Source organism: Pseudonocardia alni, assembly GCF_002813375.1.
Classification (GTDB): Bacteria; Actinomycetota; Actinomycetes; order Mycobacteriales; family Pseudonocardiaceae; genus Pseudonocardia; species Pseudonocardia alni.
On sequence record NZ_PHUJ01000003.1, the window covers coordinates 39,963 to 53,630 of the forward strand.

The following is a 13,668-nucleotide window of genomic DNA, read 5'->3' on the forward strand; positions in this document are numbered from 1 at the left end:
CACCGTCACTATCGTGGCCGGGCGTGAGGGAGACCCCGGCCGAGGTGTTCCACGGCCGAGTCGCGGAGCTGGACCTGCTCGCCGATGCGCTGCGTGACGCCGTCGCCGGCGGGGCCTCGGCCGTGCTCCTCGGCGGCGACGCGGGGGTCGGCAAGACCCGGCTGGTGTCGGAGTTCGGCCGCACCGCGACGAGCGGCGGCGCGGTCGTGCTGTCCGGCCGCGCGCTCGACATCGCCGACGCCCCGCCGTTCTGGCCTGTCGTGTCCGCGCTGCGAGAGCAGTCCCGCACCCGCGGCGCGCTGGGCCGGGAGTGCGCGGCCGCCCTGTCGAGGCTGGACCGCGCCGACGGGCCGGCCGGACGGGTCGAGATGCTGGGCGAGCTGGCCGCCGTCGTCGAGCGGGCGGCCCGCCGGGGTCCGGTGGTGCTCGTCGTCGACGACCTGCACCGCGCCGACCGCTCCACCCGCGACCTGTTCGCCTACCTGCTGGCGGCGCTGTCGTCGTCGCCGGTGCTGCTGGTCGGCACCTACCGCGACGACCCGGCCGGTGGCGTCCCGATCGACCTGCTCGGGCTCACCGGGGAGCTGCGCCGCCACCGCGGCGTGCGCTTCGCCCGGGTGGAACCGCTGCCCCGGCACGAGCTGGCCGAGCTGGTCGCGCAGTGGGCACCGGGGCGCCACGACATCGAGGACCTGGTGTGGCGACACTCCGGCGGGAACGTGTTCCTGGCCCGCGAGACCGTGCGTGCCGTGCTCGACGGGGACCCGCGGGGCGTGCCGCAGACCGTCCGCGAGCTGGTGCGGGCGGGAGCCGCCGGGCTGTCGACGGGGGCGGTGGAGGTCGTGCGGGCCGTGGCGGCCGGGGTCGGGGAGGTCGAGCACACGCTGCTGGCCGCCGTCGTCGACGTCGACGGGCCGGAGCTGGCCGCGGCCGTGCGGGAGGCGGCCGACGCCGGGTTCGTCGTCGTCGCTGGTGCCGACGGCTACACGCTGCGGCACGGCCTGATGACCGAGGTCGTCTCCGCCGACCTGCTCCCCGCCGAGCGGGTCGAGCTGCACGTCCGCTACGCCACCGCGCTGCACGGCGGCCACCGCGTCCCCGGGTCGGCGGCCCGCCTGGCCCACCACTGGCAGCTCGCCGGGCGCCCGGACGAGGCGCTGGAGGCGACCCTCGAGGCGGCACAGGAGGCCGAACGGCTGCGCGGCTACGCCGAGGCGCACCGGCACTGGCTCCGGGCGGCGACGCTGCCGGTCCCCGACGCCGTCCGCGACCGCAGCCGTTACCTGGAGCGGGCCGCGTCCGCGGCGGCCCTGGCGGGCGACCACGACTCGGCCGTGGCGCTGCTCGCCGAACGGCTCGGCGAGCCCGACGCTGCCACCGGCACCGAGCAGGCGGTGCTGCGCTCCCGGCTCGGGCGCTACCTCGGCGCGGCGGGCCAGCTGGCCGAGGCCGAGGAGGCCCACCGGCGTGCCGTCGCCACCCTGCCCGCCGGCGACGACCCGGCCGACACCGCCGTCGCCGGTCGCGCCGAGGTCCTCGCCGGCTACGCGGCCGCGCTGCTCGACCGGGCCGACTACGCCGGTGCCCGCGCCGTCGCCGAGGACGCGCTGGTCGCGGCACGCCGGGTGGGGGAGCCGCGGGCACTGGCGTCGGTACTGGCGACGCTCGGGTTCGGTGCCGCGCACTCCCGCGACGGCGCCGCCGGACTCGACGCGCTGACCGAGGCCGTCGCCGTCGCCGAGGCCGACGGCGACCCGGAGACGCTGGGGGAGTGCCTGGCCCGGCGCGCGGAGCTGCTGACCGGCCCGCTCAACGCCCTGGACGACGGCGTCGCCGCGGCCCGGGCGGGAGCCGAGCGGATGGCCGGGCTGGGGCTGGGCCGGACCTCGTCGGTGTCGCTGCGGGTGGTGGCGGCGAACGGGCTGTTCCGCGCCGGTGCCTGGGACGAGGCCGAGCGGGAGGTGGCGACGGCATGGTCGGCCGCCCCGTCCGGGGCGCAGATGCTGGAGCTGCGCCTGGCCCGCGCCCGGCTGCGGATGGGCCGTGGCGACCTCGACGGCTCCGACGTCGACCTCACCGCTGCCGAGCTGATCGCCGGGTCGGCGGGCCTGCCCAAGCAGCGGTTGCCGCTGCTGATCCTGCGCGCCGGGCTGGAGATGTGGCGGGGCAACCCGGAGCTGGCGTTCGCCCACGTCGGGAAGGGGCTCGACGTCGTCGAGTCCGGTGTCGACGACGTCTTCGCGGTCGCGCCGCTGCTCTGGCACGGTGCCCGCGCGCACGCCCAGGCGGTCCTCGCCGGACGTCCCCCCGACGCCAGCGGGCTGCGACGGCTGCGCCGCCACCGGCGCGACCTCGTCGACCGCGGGGACCGCTCCGCCCCCGCGCTGCGCGGGGTCATCGCGGGCTACGAGGCCATGTGCTCCGCCGAGGACGCCCGGACCACCGCGGGGTCCGACCCGGGCACCTGGCGAGGCGTCGCCGACCTGCTGGACGGCCTCGGCCAGCCCTACCCGGGCTCCTACGCCCGGCTGCGCAGCGCCGAGGCGCTGCTGGCGGGCCGCCGCACCGAGGATGGCATCGCGGACCTGCGCCGCGCCGCCCGGCTCGCCGCGGGCCTGCGGGCCGGTCCGCTGCTCACCGAGATCGCCGAGGTCGCCCACCGGGCCCGGATCGAGGTGCCCGAGCTCGCCGCGGTCGCGACGGACGGCCGCGCCCCGGTCGCCGTGGACGGTCCGCTGGCCCGGCTCACCGACCGGGAGCGGGAGGTGCTGGAGGTCCTCGCCGACGGCGCCACCAACAAGCAGATCGCGGCCCGGCTGTTCATCACCCCGAAGACGGTCGGCGCCCACCTCGCCTCGGTCTTCGCCAAGCTCGACGTCACCAACCGCACCAGCGCCGCGGCCGTCCTCCGCGAGCACCGCACCGACATCTAGGTCATTCGCCCTATACCGTCGCCGGGCACGCTCGACCAGGCTGATCACCGGATCGAGCGACACGGAGGCGACGATGACGGCCACCATCGAGACGCCCTCCGGCGAGGGGACGGCCCCGGCGGGCCGGGCGCGCGTCGCGACGCTGCTCGCGACGCCACCGGAGACGATCGACGGCGTCGTCGCGCACCTGGAGCACCTCCAGGAGATCGTCGAGTGCGAGTACGGACCCGGCGACGGCGTCGCCTCGTTCAACCGGCTCTACCTGCGCATCACCCGCGGCATCCGGGACCAGCTCGACGACGACCTGTTCGCCGACCGGGACTTCCTGGTCCGGCTCGACGTCGAGTTCGCCCGCCGCTACTTCCGGGCCCTGTACGCCGAGGCGACCGGGGGGACCCCGCCGCGGTCCTGGGGGGTGCTGCTGGAACGCCGCCACCACGACCGGATCTCCCCGGCGGAGTACGCGGTGGTCGGGGTGAACGCGCACGTCAACTTCGATCTGGCGCCCGCGGTCGTGCGTACCTGCACGGTCCTCGGGCGCGGTACCCCCGGCCCGGCCGAGCGGGCCGACTACCGGGCCGTGAACGACGTGTTCTCGCTGCACATGGTCCGCCTGCTCGACGGCTTCGACCGGAAGGACCCCGGCGAGACCTCGCTGTCCGAGCAGCTGCTCGGCTGCGTCGCCGACGTCCCGGTGGTGCTGGCCCGTGACGTCGCCTGGCGGCAGGCCCTCGAGCTGTGGGAGCTCCGCTCCCGGCCGATGGAGTACGAGAACGAGGTCGCGGCGCTCGACCGCCGGACCGCGCTCCTGGGGCGTGGCCTGCTCACGCTGGGAGCCCTGACGTGACACCCGCCCGAGTGGGGGGCGGGCGGGTGTCACACCCTCGGACGGTGGCGGTCGCACCGCTCGGGACGGTGCTGATCATCGACGACCACGAGCTCGTCGGGTCGTCGTTGGCGCTGGCCCTGCGCGCGGAGGGCGAACCGGCCTCGTTCCGCCCCGCGCACTCGCACGTCGACGTGCACCGCGCCGTCGCCGGGGTCGAGCCCGGACTGCTGGTCCTCGACCTGGACGTCGGACGCGACGCCGAGGGCCGCCGGATCGACACCATCCCGCTCATCCCGGGGCTGCGCGCCCAGGGGTGGCGGGTTCTCGTGCTCTCGGGCAGCTCCAGCCCCACCCGGATCGGCGCGGCCCTGCACCAGGGCGGCTTCACCTGGGTGTCGAAGACGGCCTCGATGCCCGCACTGGTCGTCGCGATCCGGGAGGCCCGCGTCGGGCGGTCGCTGCTGCACACCACCCACCGCGACGAGCTCGTGCAGCGCTACGTCGAGTGGGACCGCCGTCAGCGCGCCGTCCGCGGACGCATCGCGACCCTGACCCGCCGCGAGCGGGAGGTCCTCGAACTGCTCGCCGGCGGGGTGCGGGCGCACGCCATCGCCGAGCACTTCGTCGTGTCGCTCCCGACGGTCCGTACGCAGGTCAGGGCAGTGCTCGCGAAGCTCGACGTCGGGTCGCAGCTGGAGGCCGTCGCGCTCGTACGCAGCGTCGACGCCACGGACGACACCCCCGGTGGGACGCTGCCGTGGGTACGGTAAGGTTCCACGTGCCCCGCGAGGGGTGGCCGGGACGTGGCGCAGCTTGGTAGCGCACTTGACTGGGGGTCAAGGGGTCGCAGGTTCAAATCCTGTCGTCCCGACAGGCACAAGGGCCGGTATCCGAAGGCTTCGGATACCGGCCCTTATGTGTTTGACCTGCAGTTTTATCCGGACGGAGTCACCCCGCCGTGTCTAGCCTTTGCTATTCATCGGACGTGAGCCTGATGTTCCGGTCTCGACTGAGTGACTAAGTGAGTGTCTACCCGTCGACGCGGGCCCCGAGGTGCCATCGTCAATGTCGGAGCCGGTAGACCAGCTGCCCGCTGCTGACGTCGACCATGCGCTCATCCCGGATCCGAAACCGCAACTGCCCCGACTGGATGTCGATGACTCGTTCGTCCCGGATGCGGAAACTCGGCTGCCCCGACTGCACGTCGATCAGCCGGCTGCCTCGCACGCGGAAGGCGACAGCGCCCGATCCGACCTCGACTACACGGTACCCGTCCCACGGTTCATCGCTCATGACCCGGAGCGTCGCACTCGCCTCTGACACTTTCGGGATCTGCGACCGGAGCAGCAATCAGCCACTGACTGGGAAGATGTCGTCCATCGCAGTAGCGCCGTGTTCGAGAACGGGCCGGAGCTGCTGCCGGTAGACAGCCTCGGTGATGGCAGTCCCGCTGTGCCCGACCAGCCGCGAGATGTGCTCCAGTGGCATTCCGGAGTCCGAGAGCAGCGAGACGAAGCTGTGCCGCATCTCCCGGGGGGTCCACTCGGCCGCGTTCAGGCCGGCGGCGGCAGCGACCTTGCGGAACGATCGGCGGACGTTGTGCGCGTCCATCTCCGATCCGGTTCTGGTGGCGAAGACCAGCGAGTCGGGCGCGCTGTCAGCTCCGGGTCGGATCGCGTGGTCACGGAGCACGGTGACGCAGCGCTGCGGCATCCCGAGGCGACGGCGGGACCTCCGCGTCTTGGTGTCCCCACCGATCCGCACCGATCTGACGACGGAGATCGACGGCGGGAGCGGGGGAGTCGCGTTCGGAGCCCCGTCGAGGTCCACGTCTCCCCAGCGCAGTGCACGCAGTTCCTCGGTCCGAGCCCCGGTGAGAAGCGAGAGGACGATGTAGGCCCGCAACGGACTGGCGTCGGCGGCCTGGAGAAGCGCGGTCTCCTGTTCCAGGGTGAGGGACTTGGACGGGCGGCCCGTGCGACCGGCCGGGGGAGTGCAGATCGAGACGACGTTGCGCTTCACCTTGTCCCGGGCCATCGCGTGCGTCACCGCACGGTTGAGCAGCGAGTGCATGAGCCGGACCGTGCGAGTGCTGACCGTGCGTGCTTCCGCCCGCATCCACCGGTCGACGTCGTCGGCGGTCAGGTCGCGCAGCCGTCGCGCTCCGAGCTGGCCGACGATGTGGGTCTCGGCGATCGTCCGGTAGTTCGACACCGTCGACGGCGCGCGGCCCGACAGCCCGAATGCCAACCAGTCGTGCACCGCTTCCCGGACCGTGTAGCTCCCGGGAGAGACTGTGGTGCCGTCCTCGTGGTCCCGCAGGATCCCGCGCAGCTTGGCCTTCGCCGCGGTCTTGGTGGTCCCGCTGGCCTTGCGGGTGATCCGCTTCCCTCTGCCGTCGAACCCGAGCGTGGCGGTGGCGATCCAGCGTTGACGGGACTCGTCCCAGTGCAGACCGCCCTCCCCACGGCTCCTCCGGGCGGTCACGACGCGGCCCGGTAGTCGTCGGTGTCGGCGGCTTCACGCTCCAGGAGAGCGATGTACTCGGCGATCGCCGACGCCGGGATGAGCCGGGTCCGCCCCACGCGGACAGACCGGAGGCGGCCACTGCGGAGCTGCTCGTAGATCACGCTGCGGCTCAGGGAGAGAACAACCATCGCGTCGGTCACGCGGTGCAGTTCCTTGCCGGTCATGACGTCCTCCCGTACTCGGTGGGCTGGGTGCTACTGGTGCGGCGTTGCTCGCGTCGTCGTTCGGCGATGCCGAGTGCGATCTCTCGTTCGGCGTCGTTGCGGTGTCCGATGTGGACGACGGCCCAGTCGTTGACCATCAGCACTGACCCGGGCTCGGCCGGGGTGTCGAGTGCGGCCAAGGTCTCCCCGAGCCGGTAGGTGCGTCGGTCGCCGCGGATCGCACCGAAGGTCGTGGAGTAGGCGCGGGACTTGGTGAGGAAGTGGCCGCGGAACCCGAGCATGTGTGCCCACCGGCGCAGATTCAGGTCCTCGTACTCCTCGCGTCCGCCGAGCTCCCACGCGGTCTCGATGAGCCGTCGGTGGTGCGCGGTGATGTCGAGGTGGCGGACGTGGGCGATGTCGCGGATGGGTCGGTCGGTGGCTTCGGACTTGCCGGTGCCCTTGGTGGCGTACTTGGCGACGTAGGCGGCCAGGGCTGAGTCGGTGATCTCGCCGTCGTCGTTCTCCAGCGTGGCTGCGGTGGTGGAGGTGATGGGGCGGACGTCGACCTGCGAGCCCCACGCGAGTGCCAGCGGGACGCCGTCGGGCCGGTCGACGACGAGTGAGACGGTGCGCGCAGCGTCCCGGATCGCGGCGTTGAGCCCGTCGGCGGTGAGGCCGGCGGGTGGGGTGGTCCACGGACCGTCGGGGCCGTCGAGGCGGACGACGGCGTGGAAGTGGACGAGTCCGCGGCGTTGGTACTCGGCGACCTTGGCGTAGGACAGGCGGGCGTGGTCGCGGAAGTCGCGGACCTTGATGCCGAGCATCGCGGCGAGGGTGCGGCGCAGCCGGATTGCGAACCGGTCCCACAGTTTTCCTACGTGGGCCTGCCACAGGACGGCGCCGACGTAGTTGTAGGTGTCGGGGTCGAGCGCGGTCCCGACGCGCGGGTCGTCGCGGTGGTGCTTGTCCCCGCAGCGGCAGGGGATGACGAGCCCGCGGGCGGTGATCCGTCGGGTGTGGACGGGACCGAACGACGGTGCGGTGAGCGTGGCGAACACCCGCGGGTGTGCGGCGGCGGTGTCGGGGACGCCTTTGCCGCCTGCCATGCCGGAGCGGATGAGGTGGTAGGCGTCGGAGGCGTAGCGGTCCGAGCACGCGGGGCAGACCGAGGCGCGTCGGTTGCCGCAGGGGGCGAGGATGTCGCCGTCGCGTTCGGTGAGGACGGTGCCGGTGGCGCGGTCGTAGATCCGCGACGAGCCGGTGAGGTGGATGGGGGCGGCGCAGCCGCCGATGGCGGTGACCTCGCGGCGCCAGGTCTGGAAGCCGGAGGATCGGAGCAGGTGTGACAGCTCGTGCTCGTGCTGGGTGGTCGTGGTAGCCGTCATGGCGGCATCCCTCCCGGGATGTGGTCGTGGGGTGGCACCGGCCCGCCGGGAGCTGGTCTCACGCGGCGGAGCCGGGCCGGAGCGTGGGACTGCTCAGCGGCGGTAGGTGCGGTGCTCGTGCTCGATGTCGACCGGCCCCGGCGTGAAGCCGTGGTAGCGGGCGAGGAGCCGTGCGGCGGCCCGGTAGCTGGACGCGTGGCCGACGAGGGTTCCGTGGTCGTTCTCGACCCGGTAACGGCCGTCGTCGCGCAGGACGGTCCCGCCCGCGCCCGTGGTGCCGAGGATGACCAGGGCCTTGCCCGGTTCGACGACGTCGACACCGATCACCCCGGTGGAGCGCTGCGGCGCCTTCTTCGGCTTGGCCGCCGGTGCGCGCTCCGGGATCGGGCGGAGGTGGTCCCAGCGGCTCACCATGTCGCGGGTCGCCTTCGGTACCAGCACGGAGCGGGCCGGGCCTTCGGAGCCGTTGTGGTGGACGTGGTGGGTGCCCCTGAGCCGGAGGTGCCCGGTGTCGAGGAGCTGGACCACGGTGTCCCCGTCGTGGCGGGACACGGCGTCGGCGCAGCCGGGGCGGGCCGGGTCGGCGCGCAGGACGTGTCCGGTGCGCTCGACGACCAGGAAGCCGGGCTCCTGGGCGGCGGCGACGATGCGGGCGACCTCGCGGGGGTCCTGTGTGGCGGCCGGGCCGTGGTCGTCGATCTCGACGGTGACCGGGTCCCCGAACAGCGCGTCCTGCACGGTGCCGGTCATGCCGACCACCACCAGGTGGCGCGGGCTTCCCAGGACCACTCGCGGGCGAGCTGGCGGATGACGTACCACTCGGCGACGACGGCTCCGCCGGTGGCGATCCAGAACCAGCCGGAGGCGGTGCCGAGGTAGAGCCAGGTGCCGCCGACGATCAGGGCGAACAGCAGGGTCAGCTTGGCCCAGGTGCGCAGGGCCCATGCGGTGGTGGCGCCCATCAGGCGGCGCCCCGATCCCCGGTCAGCTCGATGACCTGCGCGTCGCGGGGTGCGCAGCGCTGCACCAGCTCGGCGATGTCGTCGTCGGTGACGTAGGCGGCGCGGAAGCGGACGGGCAGGCGGGAGCCGTGGTCGATGACGAACCCGACACCGGCGTGCCGGTCGTCGCCGGGGATCTCGTCGGCCAGCGCTCCGCGCTCGCGGGCACCTTCGCCGAGGACCATGTCGACGTGGCTGGCCGCGGTGACGGCCAGGCAGATCCGTTGGGTGAACAGCTCGCGGACGTCGAGGACGTCCTTGGAGGGCTCCTGGAGGTAGCCCTGCACCGTGAACAGCGACGCCCGGCCCTGGGTCATGATCTCGGCGAGCAGCCGGAGGGCGTCGCGGACGCCCGCGCGGTCGCCGTAGGCGGTGAGCATGGCCATCTCGTCGATGACCAGCAGCTCGACCGGTGTCTCGACCGATGGGGTGCAGCGGCGGATGTTGTTGTCGCGCATCCAGTCCTGCCGGTCGCGCATAGCGTCGCGGAACTCGGTCAGCAGCTCCAGCGCCTCGCCCATTGTGGTGGCGTAGCGGTGGAACAGCGGGGCGCCCTGCTCGGTCTCCACCCCGCCCTTGAGGTCGACCATCCAGACCCGGGCGACGCCGTCGCGCAGACACGGACCGAGGGAGCGCAGCGTGCCCCACAAGACCGACCCCTTGCCCGAGCCCGTGCGGCCGGCGACCAGGCGGTGCCCGTCGACGACGGAGGCGGTGAAGGGCTGGCCGTGCTCGTTGTCGCCGATCTCCAGCGCCCGCAGGTCGACGTCGTCGACGGTCTCGGGGATGTCGGGTGCCGGGATGGTGCGGGTGAACGGCAGCTCCCATTCGATGACGATCGCGACGACTCCCGGCCGGTGCCGGGTGATCGCGACCCGGTGGGCGATCAGCGCCTCCCAGAGGACCGATGCCTTCTCCTGCCAGTAGGCGACGTCCTGACCGCGGACCATGCGGACGTAGACGGTGTCGATCGACGGCGAGGAGGAGCGGACCCGCAGGACGCGGGGGACGAGCTGGTCTCCGGTGTGGCGGTGCTCGCGGGTCAGTCCCGTGTCGGACATGAGCTGGGCCCAGCGTCGGCCGCGGTAGACCGTCCAGCGGCGCCACGAGGACCGCAGCCGCGGGGCGGCGAACCGGTCGAAGGTCGCCGGGTGGACCCGCCACCACACGAGGACGGCGGCGGCCGCGGCAGTCACGGTGAGCCCGGCGCCGAGCGGGCCGAAGGTCGCGGCCAGGCCGAGTCCGAGCAGCGGCGCCAGGACGAAGCCCGGGTGTCGGAGCAGCCACGCGGCGGCCTGGACCTCGCGGCCCGGCGGACGGGTGGCGCGTCCCGCGTGGTGGCGGGCCGGGCCGTTGATGCGGGTTGCAGTGCTACTACGCTTGTTCATTGCTACCGGTCCTCACGAGTTCGAGTCGGGTAGCGGGACGCCCGCCGGTGTTTCCGCCAAGAATCAGATCGGCGGGCGTCCCACCACCCAGGTGGTCATTTCTGTTCGCGCAATGCGCCGCGTGCCGAGTCGAGCTGCACCGTCAGGTGCGCGACGTCGCGGGCGAGGTTGTCGTGGGTGTTCTTGAATCCGCCCGTGCGGTACGGGATGCCGTGCAGCGAGCGCTTCAGCTCCCGCATCGCCGCGTCCAGCTCGTCCACGGTCCGGTCGACTGCCTTGGTCACGTCACTTCCTCCACTCCCGGGAGACCAGCTCGGCCTCCCACTTCTGCGCCGACGAGGCCATGACCCGCAGCGAGCTGTGTGCCTTCTTCGCCGACGCGGAGATCTCGTCGGGGGAGGCGACCGACCAGTGCCGTCCGTCGGCGCCGGCCTTCGCCGAGCTGCCCTTGCCGTTCCTTCGGGCCTTGGCGTCGGTGGCCTTCGCGGCGACCTTCTCGGCGTCGGCGAGGGCGTCCCCGACGAGCTGCAGCGCCCGCCAGAACTCGCCGTACTTGCGCAGTGCGCGCCGGTTGACCTTGGGCAGGGTCCTGAGCCGGTCGCGGGGTCCGAGGTTGAGCGCCATCGGTCAGACCCCCTTGCGGATCGCGACCTGCGCCAGTCGCAGGCCCTCCGCGACACCGGCCCGCCATGCCTGCTCGGTCGCGACCTCCGAGCCGTAGGAACGGATCCAGGTCCGCCGCTCGTGCTCCAGGCGCCGGACGAGTCGGCCGACTCCCGCGGTCACCCGCGGCCGGTTCGTGGTGGTCGTGTTCATCGCTGTGCCTCCGTCCCGACCGGCGACCGGGCGTCGCTGGTCTCGCCTTCTCCGAAGCAGCCCGGGCAGGCCCCGGAGCCGCTGCACGCCTCGCACTCGACACCGTCGGTCGAGTCGCCGTAGCCCTCGCACACGTCGCAGGCGCGGCTACCGCTGCATTCGCCACACATCACCGGCGATCACCCCTGATCGGAGACACAGGTGTCCCCATCGCGGAATTGCTCGGATTTGCCGGAACCGGTCCGGCGGGAAGAACTACGCCGCTCAGAATTGCGGCGAGTACTGCTACTCGCTCTCGTTATCCTTGCCGCGCCGCACGGGCATCGGGTGCGCCGGACGCAGCCCCAGCGCCTTGAACGCGATGCCCGACACCGTGCGGCCGTCGCCCGACTCGATCGAGTACGGGTTGATCCGCGGGTCGATGAGCTGGACCCGGCTGTCCTCCGGGAAGTCGTTGCCCGGGTCGGTCGTCAGCGTCACCTTGATCTCCTCGCCCTTCGGCGACCGCTCACCGGGACCGACCTGGAGCTTGGCGAACAGCGACACCACGAACTGCGCGACGCCGTCCCGGTCGGTCACCGGGATCTGCGCGCCGTTGGCGTCCTCGCGCGTCTTGGGTGCGGGCGGTTCCACCACCGTGAGCTTGTAGCCGTCCAGCACCACCGGGAGGTTCTTCATCGTTTGCGCCCCTTCGTCTCGTCGTTGGCGTAGATCTATGAGACCTGGACCACGGGGGACGTCGGCACCGCCAACACGGGACGTGACAGGACGTTTTAGGGACGCTAAAATCGTCCCTGCTGTGGTCGACCGTCCCAGGAGGTCCCATGACCACGAACGAACGGCTCCGTGGCTCGATCGTCGCGGCCCGCCTGCACCCCACCGGACTGGCTGAGCGCATCGGCGTGGACCCGAAGACGGTCGAACGCTGGATCACCAAGGGACGCCTGCCGCACCGCACGCACCGGGTCGCGGTGGCCGGCGCCCTGGAGGTCGACGAGGCGTACCTCTGGCCGGAGATCCTGGGACAGCGGGTGACCCAGTCCGCGAGCGTCGCCGAGCTCCTGGAGCTCCACCCGACCCGGGCGTCGGTCCCGCACGACACCTGGCAGCAGCTCTACGGCTCCGCCCGCGAGGCGATGGACATCCTGACCTACGCCGGGTCGTTCCTGTTCGAGCAGCACGAGATCACCGAAGTGCTGCGTACCAAGTCCCGCGAGGGCGTGCGCTGCCGCTTCCTGATCGGCGACGAGACCTCCGACGCGGTCCGCCTGCGTGCCGAGGAGGAGGGCACCAGCGGCGGCCTGGAGGGACGCATCCAGCTCCACCGGCGCTACCTGCGCGACGTCGTCGGGCTGCCCGGCATCGAGGTCCGCACCCACGGCACGACGCTCTACAACTCGCTGTTCCGGTTCGACCAGGACCTGCTCGTCAACGGCCACGCCTACGGTGCCCCGGCCGGACACTCCCCGGTCATGCACCTGCGCCGTGTCCCTGGTGGACGGATGTGGGAGCACTTCATGCGCTCGTTCGAGGAGGTCTGGGACTCGGGAACGCCCATCGAGAAGTGAACGTGCGCCATGCTTGAGTCATGGGCCGCATCGACTACTTCCACGACCCCGACGCCCCGCAGGCGAACAGCATCGTCCCGTCGACCACCGCCGCCGTACGCGACGACCGCGGGCGGCTGCTCATGATCCACAAGATCGACAACGACAAGTGGGCCCTGCCCGGCGGCGGCATGGACCTGGGGGAGTCGATCGCCGACGCAGCCGTGCGCGAGGTCGCCGAGGAGACCGGGCTGTCGGTCGAGATCACCGGGCTCGTCGGGATCTACACCGACCCCGGCCACGTCATGGCCTACGACGACGGCGAGGTCCGCCAGCAGTTCTCCGTGTGCTTCCACGCCCGCCCCACCGGAGGCACGCTGCGCGAGGACGGCACCGAGACCAAGGCCGCCAAGTGGGTCGAGCCCGCCGACATCGACGGCCTCACGATCCACCCGTCCATGCGCCGGCGGATCGACGACGCGCTACGCGGCGACCCCACCCCTCAGATCAACTGAACTTGGCCCGCTCCAGCCGGATCATCGTCTCGTCGATCGCGATCTCGATCGACGTCCGTGCCGCCGTCATCGCCCGCGCCACCACCGAGTCCGGCTCGTAGCGCTCCAGGATCTCCTCCAGGCGCTCCGGGTAGCCCATCCGCTGCCCAGCGGGGCCGGTCGTCATGTCCGCGGTCCAGAGCGCATCGGAGACCGGGGACCGCTCGCACTCCCAGTAGGCCAGGCGGTCGGCGAGGCCGCGGTGAGCCACCTCGTAGGAGGCCGCGGAGTGGTGGGCGACAAGGGCGCACAGGCGGTCCGGGTAGCCCATGCGCTCCAGGTAGGCGGCGCCGTCGATCTGGTGGCTGCCTGTGTCGCGGACGTCGGGGGAGTAGCCGATGTCGTGCAGCCACGCCGCGACGACCAGCAGCTCGCGATCCTGCTCGTCGACCGCAGGAGACAGCTCGAGTGCCTTCTCCGCCACGGCCTGGACGTGGGCCCAGCGGCGGTGCAGCGGTTCGAGGAGCTGTCGGGCGAGGGAACGGGCCTCACCGGGCGTCGGCGTCTCAGGCATCACGACAACTCTATGCCCGTCCCACC

The 13,668-nt window shown here is 72.5% G+C and carries 17 protein-coding genes and 1 tRNA gene; 6 read left to right on the top strand and 12 right to left on the bottom strand.

Annotation, left to right across the window (positions count from 1 at the left end; genetic code table 11):
* Window positions 1-23: 23 nt before the first annotated feature.
* From ATL51_RS01595 to ATL51_RS01610, 4 genes are all read left to right on the top strand, one after another.
* Window positions 24-2,933 carry a helix-turn-helix transcriptional regulator gene (locus ATL51_RS01595; protein ID WP_157818187.1) on the top strand — a complete coding sequence of 970 codons (2,910 nt, stop codon included), beginning with the start codon at window positions 24-26 and terminating at the stop codon, window positions 2,931-2,933.
* 73 nt (window positions 2,934-3,006) lie between these two features.
* On the top strand, window positions 3,007-3,780 hold the full coding sequence (locus tag ATL51_RS01600) for a DUF5995 family protein (protein ID WP_100877415.1): 774 nt from the start codon (window positions 3,007-3,009) through the stop codon (window positions 3,778-3,780).
* A 44-nt stretch (window positions 3,781-3,824) separates the two neighbouring features.
* Window positions 3,825-4,532, top strand: a complete 708-nt coding sequence (locus tag ATL51_RS01605; protein ID WP_301548841.1) for a LuxR C-terminal-related transcriptional regulator — start codon at window positions 3,825-3,827, stop codon at window positions 4,530-4,532.
* A 27-nt stretch (window positions 4,533-4,559) separates the two neighbouring features.
* Window positions 4,560-4,633, top strand: a tRNA-Pro gene (locus tag ATL51_RS01610).
* 191 nt (window positions 4,634-4,824) lie between these two features.
* On the opposite strand, the gene ATL51_RS01615 is transcribed toward ATL51_RS01610, so the two are convergent.
* The 11 genes from ATL51_RS01615 to ATL51_RS01665 form a co-directional block, all read right to left on the bottom strand.
* Window positions 4,825-5,055: a hypothetical protein gene (locus ATL51_RS01615; protein ID WP_157818188.1), complete on the bottom strand. Its 231-nt coding sequence runs from the start codon at window positions 5,053-5,055 to the stop codon at window positions 4,825-4,827.
* Between the two features lie 57 nt (window positions 5,056-5,112).
* Window positions 5,113-6,249, bottom strand: a complete 1,137-nt coding sequence (locus ATL51_RS01620; RefSeq protein ID WP_100877418.1) for a site-specific integrase — start codon at window positions 6,247-6,249, stop codon at window positions 5,113-5,115.
* The gene (locus ATL51_RS01625) at window positions 6,246-6,455 is read right to left on the bottom strand and encodes a helix-turn-helix domain-containing protein (RefSeq protein WP_073575205.1); all 210 of its coding nucleotides are present in this window, start codon (window positions 6,453-6,455) and stop codon (window positions 6,246-6,248) included. Before ATL51_RS01625 ends, ATL51_RS01620 begins: the two co-directional genes overlap by 4 nt.
* Entirely contained in the window at window positions 6,452-7,822 is a 1,371-nt protein-coding gene (locus tag ATL51_RS01630; RefSeq protein ID WP_100877419.1) for a replication initiator, read from the bottom strand. Before ATL51_RS01630 ends, ATL51_RS01625 begins: the two co-directional genes overlap by 4 nt.
* A gap of 93 nt (window positions 7,823-7,915) precedes the next feature.
* Window positions 7,916-8,572: a hypothetical protein gene (locus tag ATL51_RS01635; RefSeq protein WP_301548842.1), complete on the bottom strand. Its 657-nt coding sequence runs from the start codon at window positions 8,570-8,572 to the stop codon at window positions 7,916-7,918.
* The gene (locus tag ATL51_RS01640) at window positions 8,569-8,784 is read right to left on the bottom strand and encodes a hypothetical protein (RefSeq protein WP_100877421.1); all 216 of its coding nucleotides are present in this window, start codon (window positions 8,782-8,784) and stop codon (window positions 8,569-8,571) included. Before ATL51_RS01640 ends, ATL51_RS01635 begins: the two co-directional genes overlap by 4 nt.
* On the bottom strand, window positions 8,784-10,211 hold the full coding sequence (locus ATL51_RS01645; protein ID WP_100877422.1) for an FtsK/SpoIIIE domain-containing protein: 1,428 nt from the start codon (window positions 10,209-10,211) through the stop codon (window positions 8,784-8,786). Before ATL51_RS01645 ends, ATL51_RS01640 begins: the two co-directional genes overlap by 1 nt.
* 95 nt (window positions 10,212-10,306) lie before the next feature.
* Entirely contained in the window at window positions 10,307-10,495 is a 189-nt protein-coding gene (locus tag ATL51_RS01650; RefSeq protein ID WP_100877423.1) for a hypothetical protein, read from the bottom strand.
* Between the two features lies 1 nt (window position 10,496).
* Window positions 10,497-10,835 carry a hypothetical protein gene (locus ATL51_RS01655; RefSeq protein WP_100877424.1) on the bottom strand — a complete coding sequence of 113 codons (339 nt, stop codon included), beginning with the start codon at window positions 10,833-10,835 and terminating at the stop codon, window positions 10,497-10,499.
* A gap of 3 nt (window positions 10,836-10,838) precedes the next feature.
* Window positions 10,839-11,027, bottom strand: coding sequence for a hypothetical protein (locus tag ATL51_RS01660; protein WP_073575198.1), 189 nt, complete (start codon window positions 11,025-11,027; stop codon window positions 10,839-10,841).
* Window positions 11,028-11,312: 285 nt separating this feature from the next.
* Window positions 11,313-11,705: a hypothetical protein gene (locus ATL51_RS01665; RefSeq protein WP_167409939.1), complete on the bottom strand. Its 393-nt coding sequence runs from the start codon at window positions 11,703-11,705 to the stop codon at window positions 11,313-11,315.
* Between the two features lie 146 nt (window positions 11,706-11,851).
* Between ATL51_RS01665 and ATL51_RS01670 the strand changes: the two genes are divergently transcribed.
* Together ATL51_RS01670 and ATL51_RS01675 are read left to right on the top strand one after the other, a co-directional pair.
* On the top strand, window positions 11,852-12,595 hold the full coding sequence (locus ATL51_RS01670; RefSeq protein ID WP_100877425.1) for a helix-turn-helix domain-containing protein: 744 nt from the start codon (window positions 11,852-11,854) through the stop codon (window positions 12,593-12,595).
* Window positions 12,596-12,615: 20 nt separating this feature from the next.
* Entirely contained in the window at window positions 12,616-13,089 is a 474-nt protein-coding gene (locus ATL51_RS01675) for an NUDIX hydrolase (RefSeq protein ID WP_073575195.1), read from the top strand.
* Here ATL51_RS01675 and ATL51_RS01680 read toward each other — a convergent pair.
* Window positions 13,082-13,642: an HD domain-containing protein gene (locus ATL51_RS01680; protein WP_100880405.1), complete on the bottom strand. Its 561-nt coding sequence runs from the start codon at window positions 13,640-13,642 to the stop codon at window positions 13,082-13,084. The two genes, ATL51_RS01675 and ATL51_RS01680, sit on opposite strands and share 8 nt — an antisense overlap.
* Window positions 13,643-13,668 lie beyond the last annotated feature (26 nt).

What these genes read in the sequence shown, in the direction of transcription:
- ATL51_RS01675 (WP_073575195.1), top strand. Translation starts at nt 12,616, where the DNA reads ATGGGCCGCATCGACTACTTCCACGACCCCGACGCCCCGCAGGCGAAC.
- ATL51_RS01670 (WP_100877425.1), top strand. Translation starts at nt 11,852, where the DNA reads ATGACCACGAACGAACGGCTCCGTGGCTCGATCGTCGCGGCCCGCCTG.
- ATL51_RS01665 (WP_167409939.1), bottom strand. Translation starts at nt 11,705, where the DNA reads ATGAAGAACCTCCCGGTGGTGCTGGACGGCTACAAGCTCACGGTGGTG.
- ATL51_RS01680 (WP_100880405.1), bottom strand. Translation starts at nt 13,642, where the DNA reads ATGCCTGAGACGCCGACGCCCGGTGAGGCCCGTTCCCTCGCCCGACAG.
- ATL51_RS01645 (WP_100877422.1), bottom strand. Translation starts at nt 10,211, where the DNA reads ATGAACAAGCGTAGTAGCACTGCAACCCGCATCAACGGCCCGGCCCGC.
- ATL51_RS01625 (WP_073575205.1), bottom strand. Translation starts at nt 6,455, where the DNA reads ATGACCGGCAAGGAACTGCACCGCGTGACCGACGCGATGGTTGTTCTC.
- ATL51_RS01615 (WP_157818188.1), bottom strand. Translation starts at nt 5,055, where the DNA reads ATGAGCGATGAACCGTGGGACGGGTACCGTGTAGTCGAGGTCGGATCG.
- ATL51_RS01630 (WP_100877419.1), bottom strand. Translation starts at nt 7,822, where the DNA reads ATGACGGCTACCACGACCACCCAGCACGAGCACGAGCTGTCACACCTG.
- ATL51_RS01660 (WP_073575198.1), bottom strand. Translation starts at nt 11,027, where the DNA reads ATGAACACGACCACCACGAACCGGCCGCGGGTGACCGCGGGAGTCGGC.
- ATL51_RS01600 (WP_100877415.1), top strand. Translation starts at nt 3,007, where the DNA reads ATGACGGCCACCATCGAGACGCCCTCCGGCGAGGGGACGGCCCCGGCG.
- ATL51_RS01640 (WP_100877421.1), bottom strand. Translation starts at nt 8,784, where the DNA reads ATGGGCGCCACCACCGCATGGGCCCTGCGCACCTGGGCCAAGCTGACC.
- ATL51_RS01635 (WP_301548842.1), bottom strand. Translation starts at nt 8,572, where the DNA reads ATGACCGGCACCGTGCAGGACGCGCTGTTCGGGGACCCGGTCACCGTC.
- ATL51_RS01655 (WP_100877424.1), bottom strand. Translation starts at nt 10,835, where the DNA reads ATGGCGCTCAACCTCGGACCCCGCGACCGGCTCAGGACCCTGCCCAAG.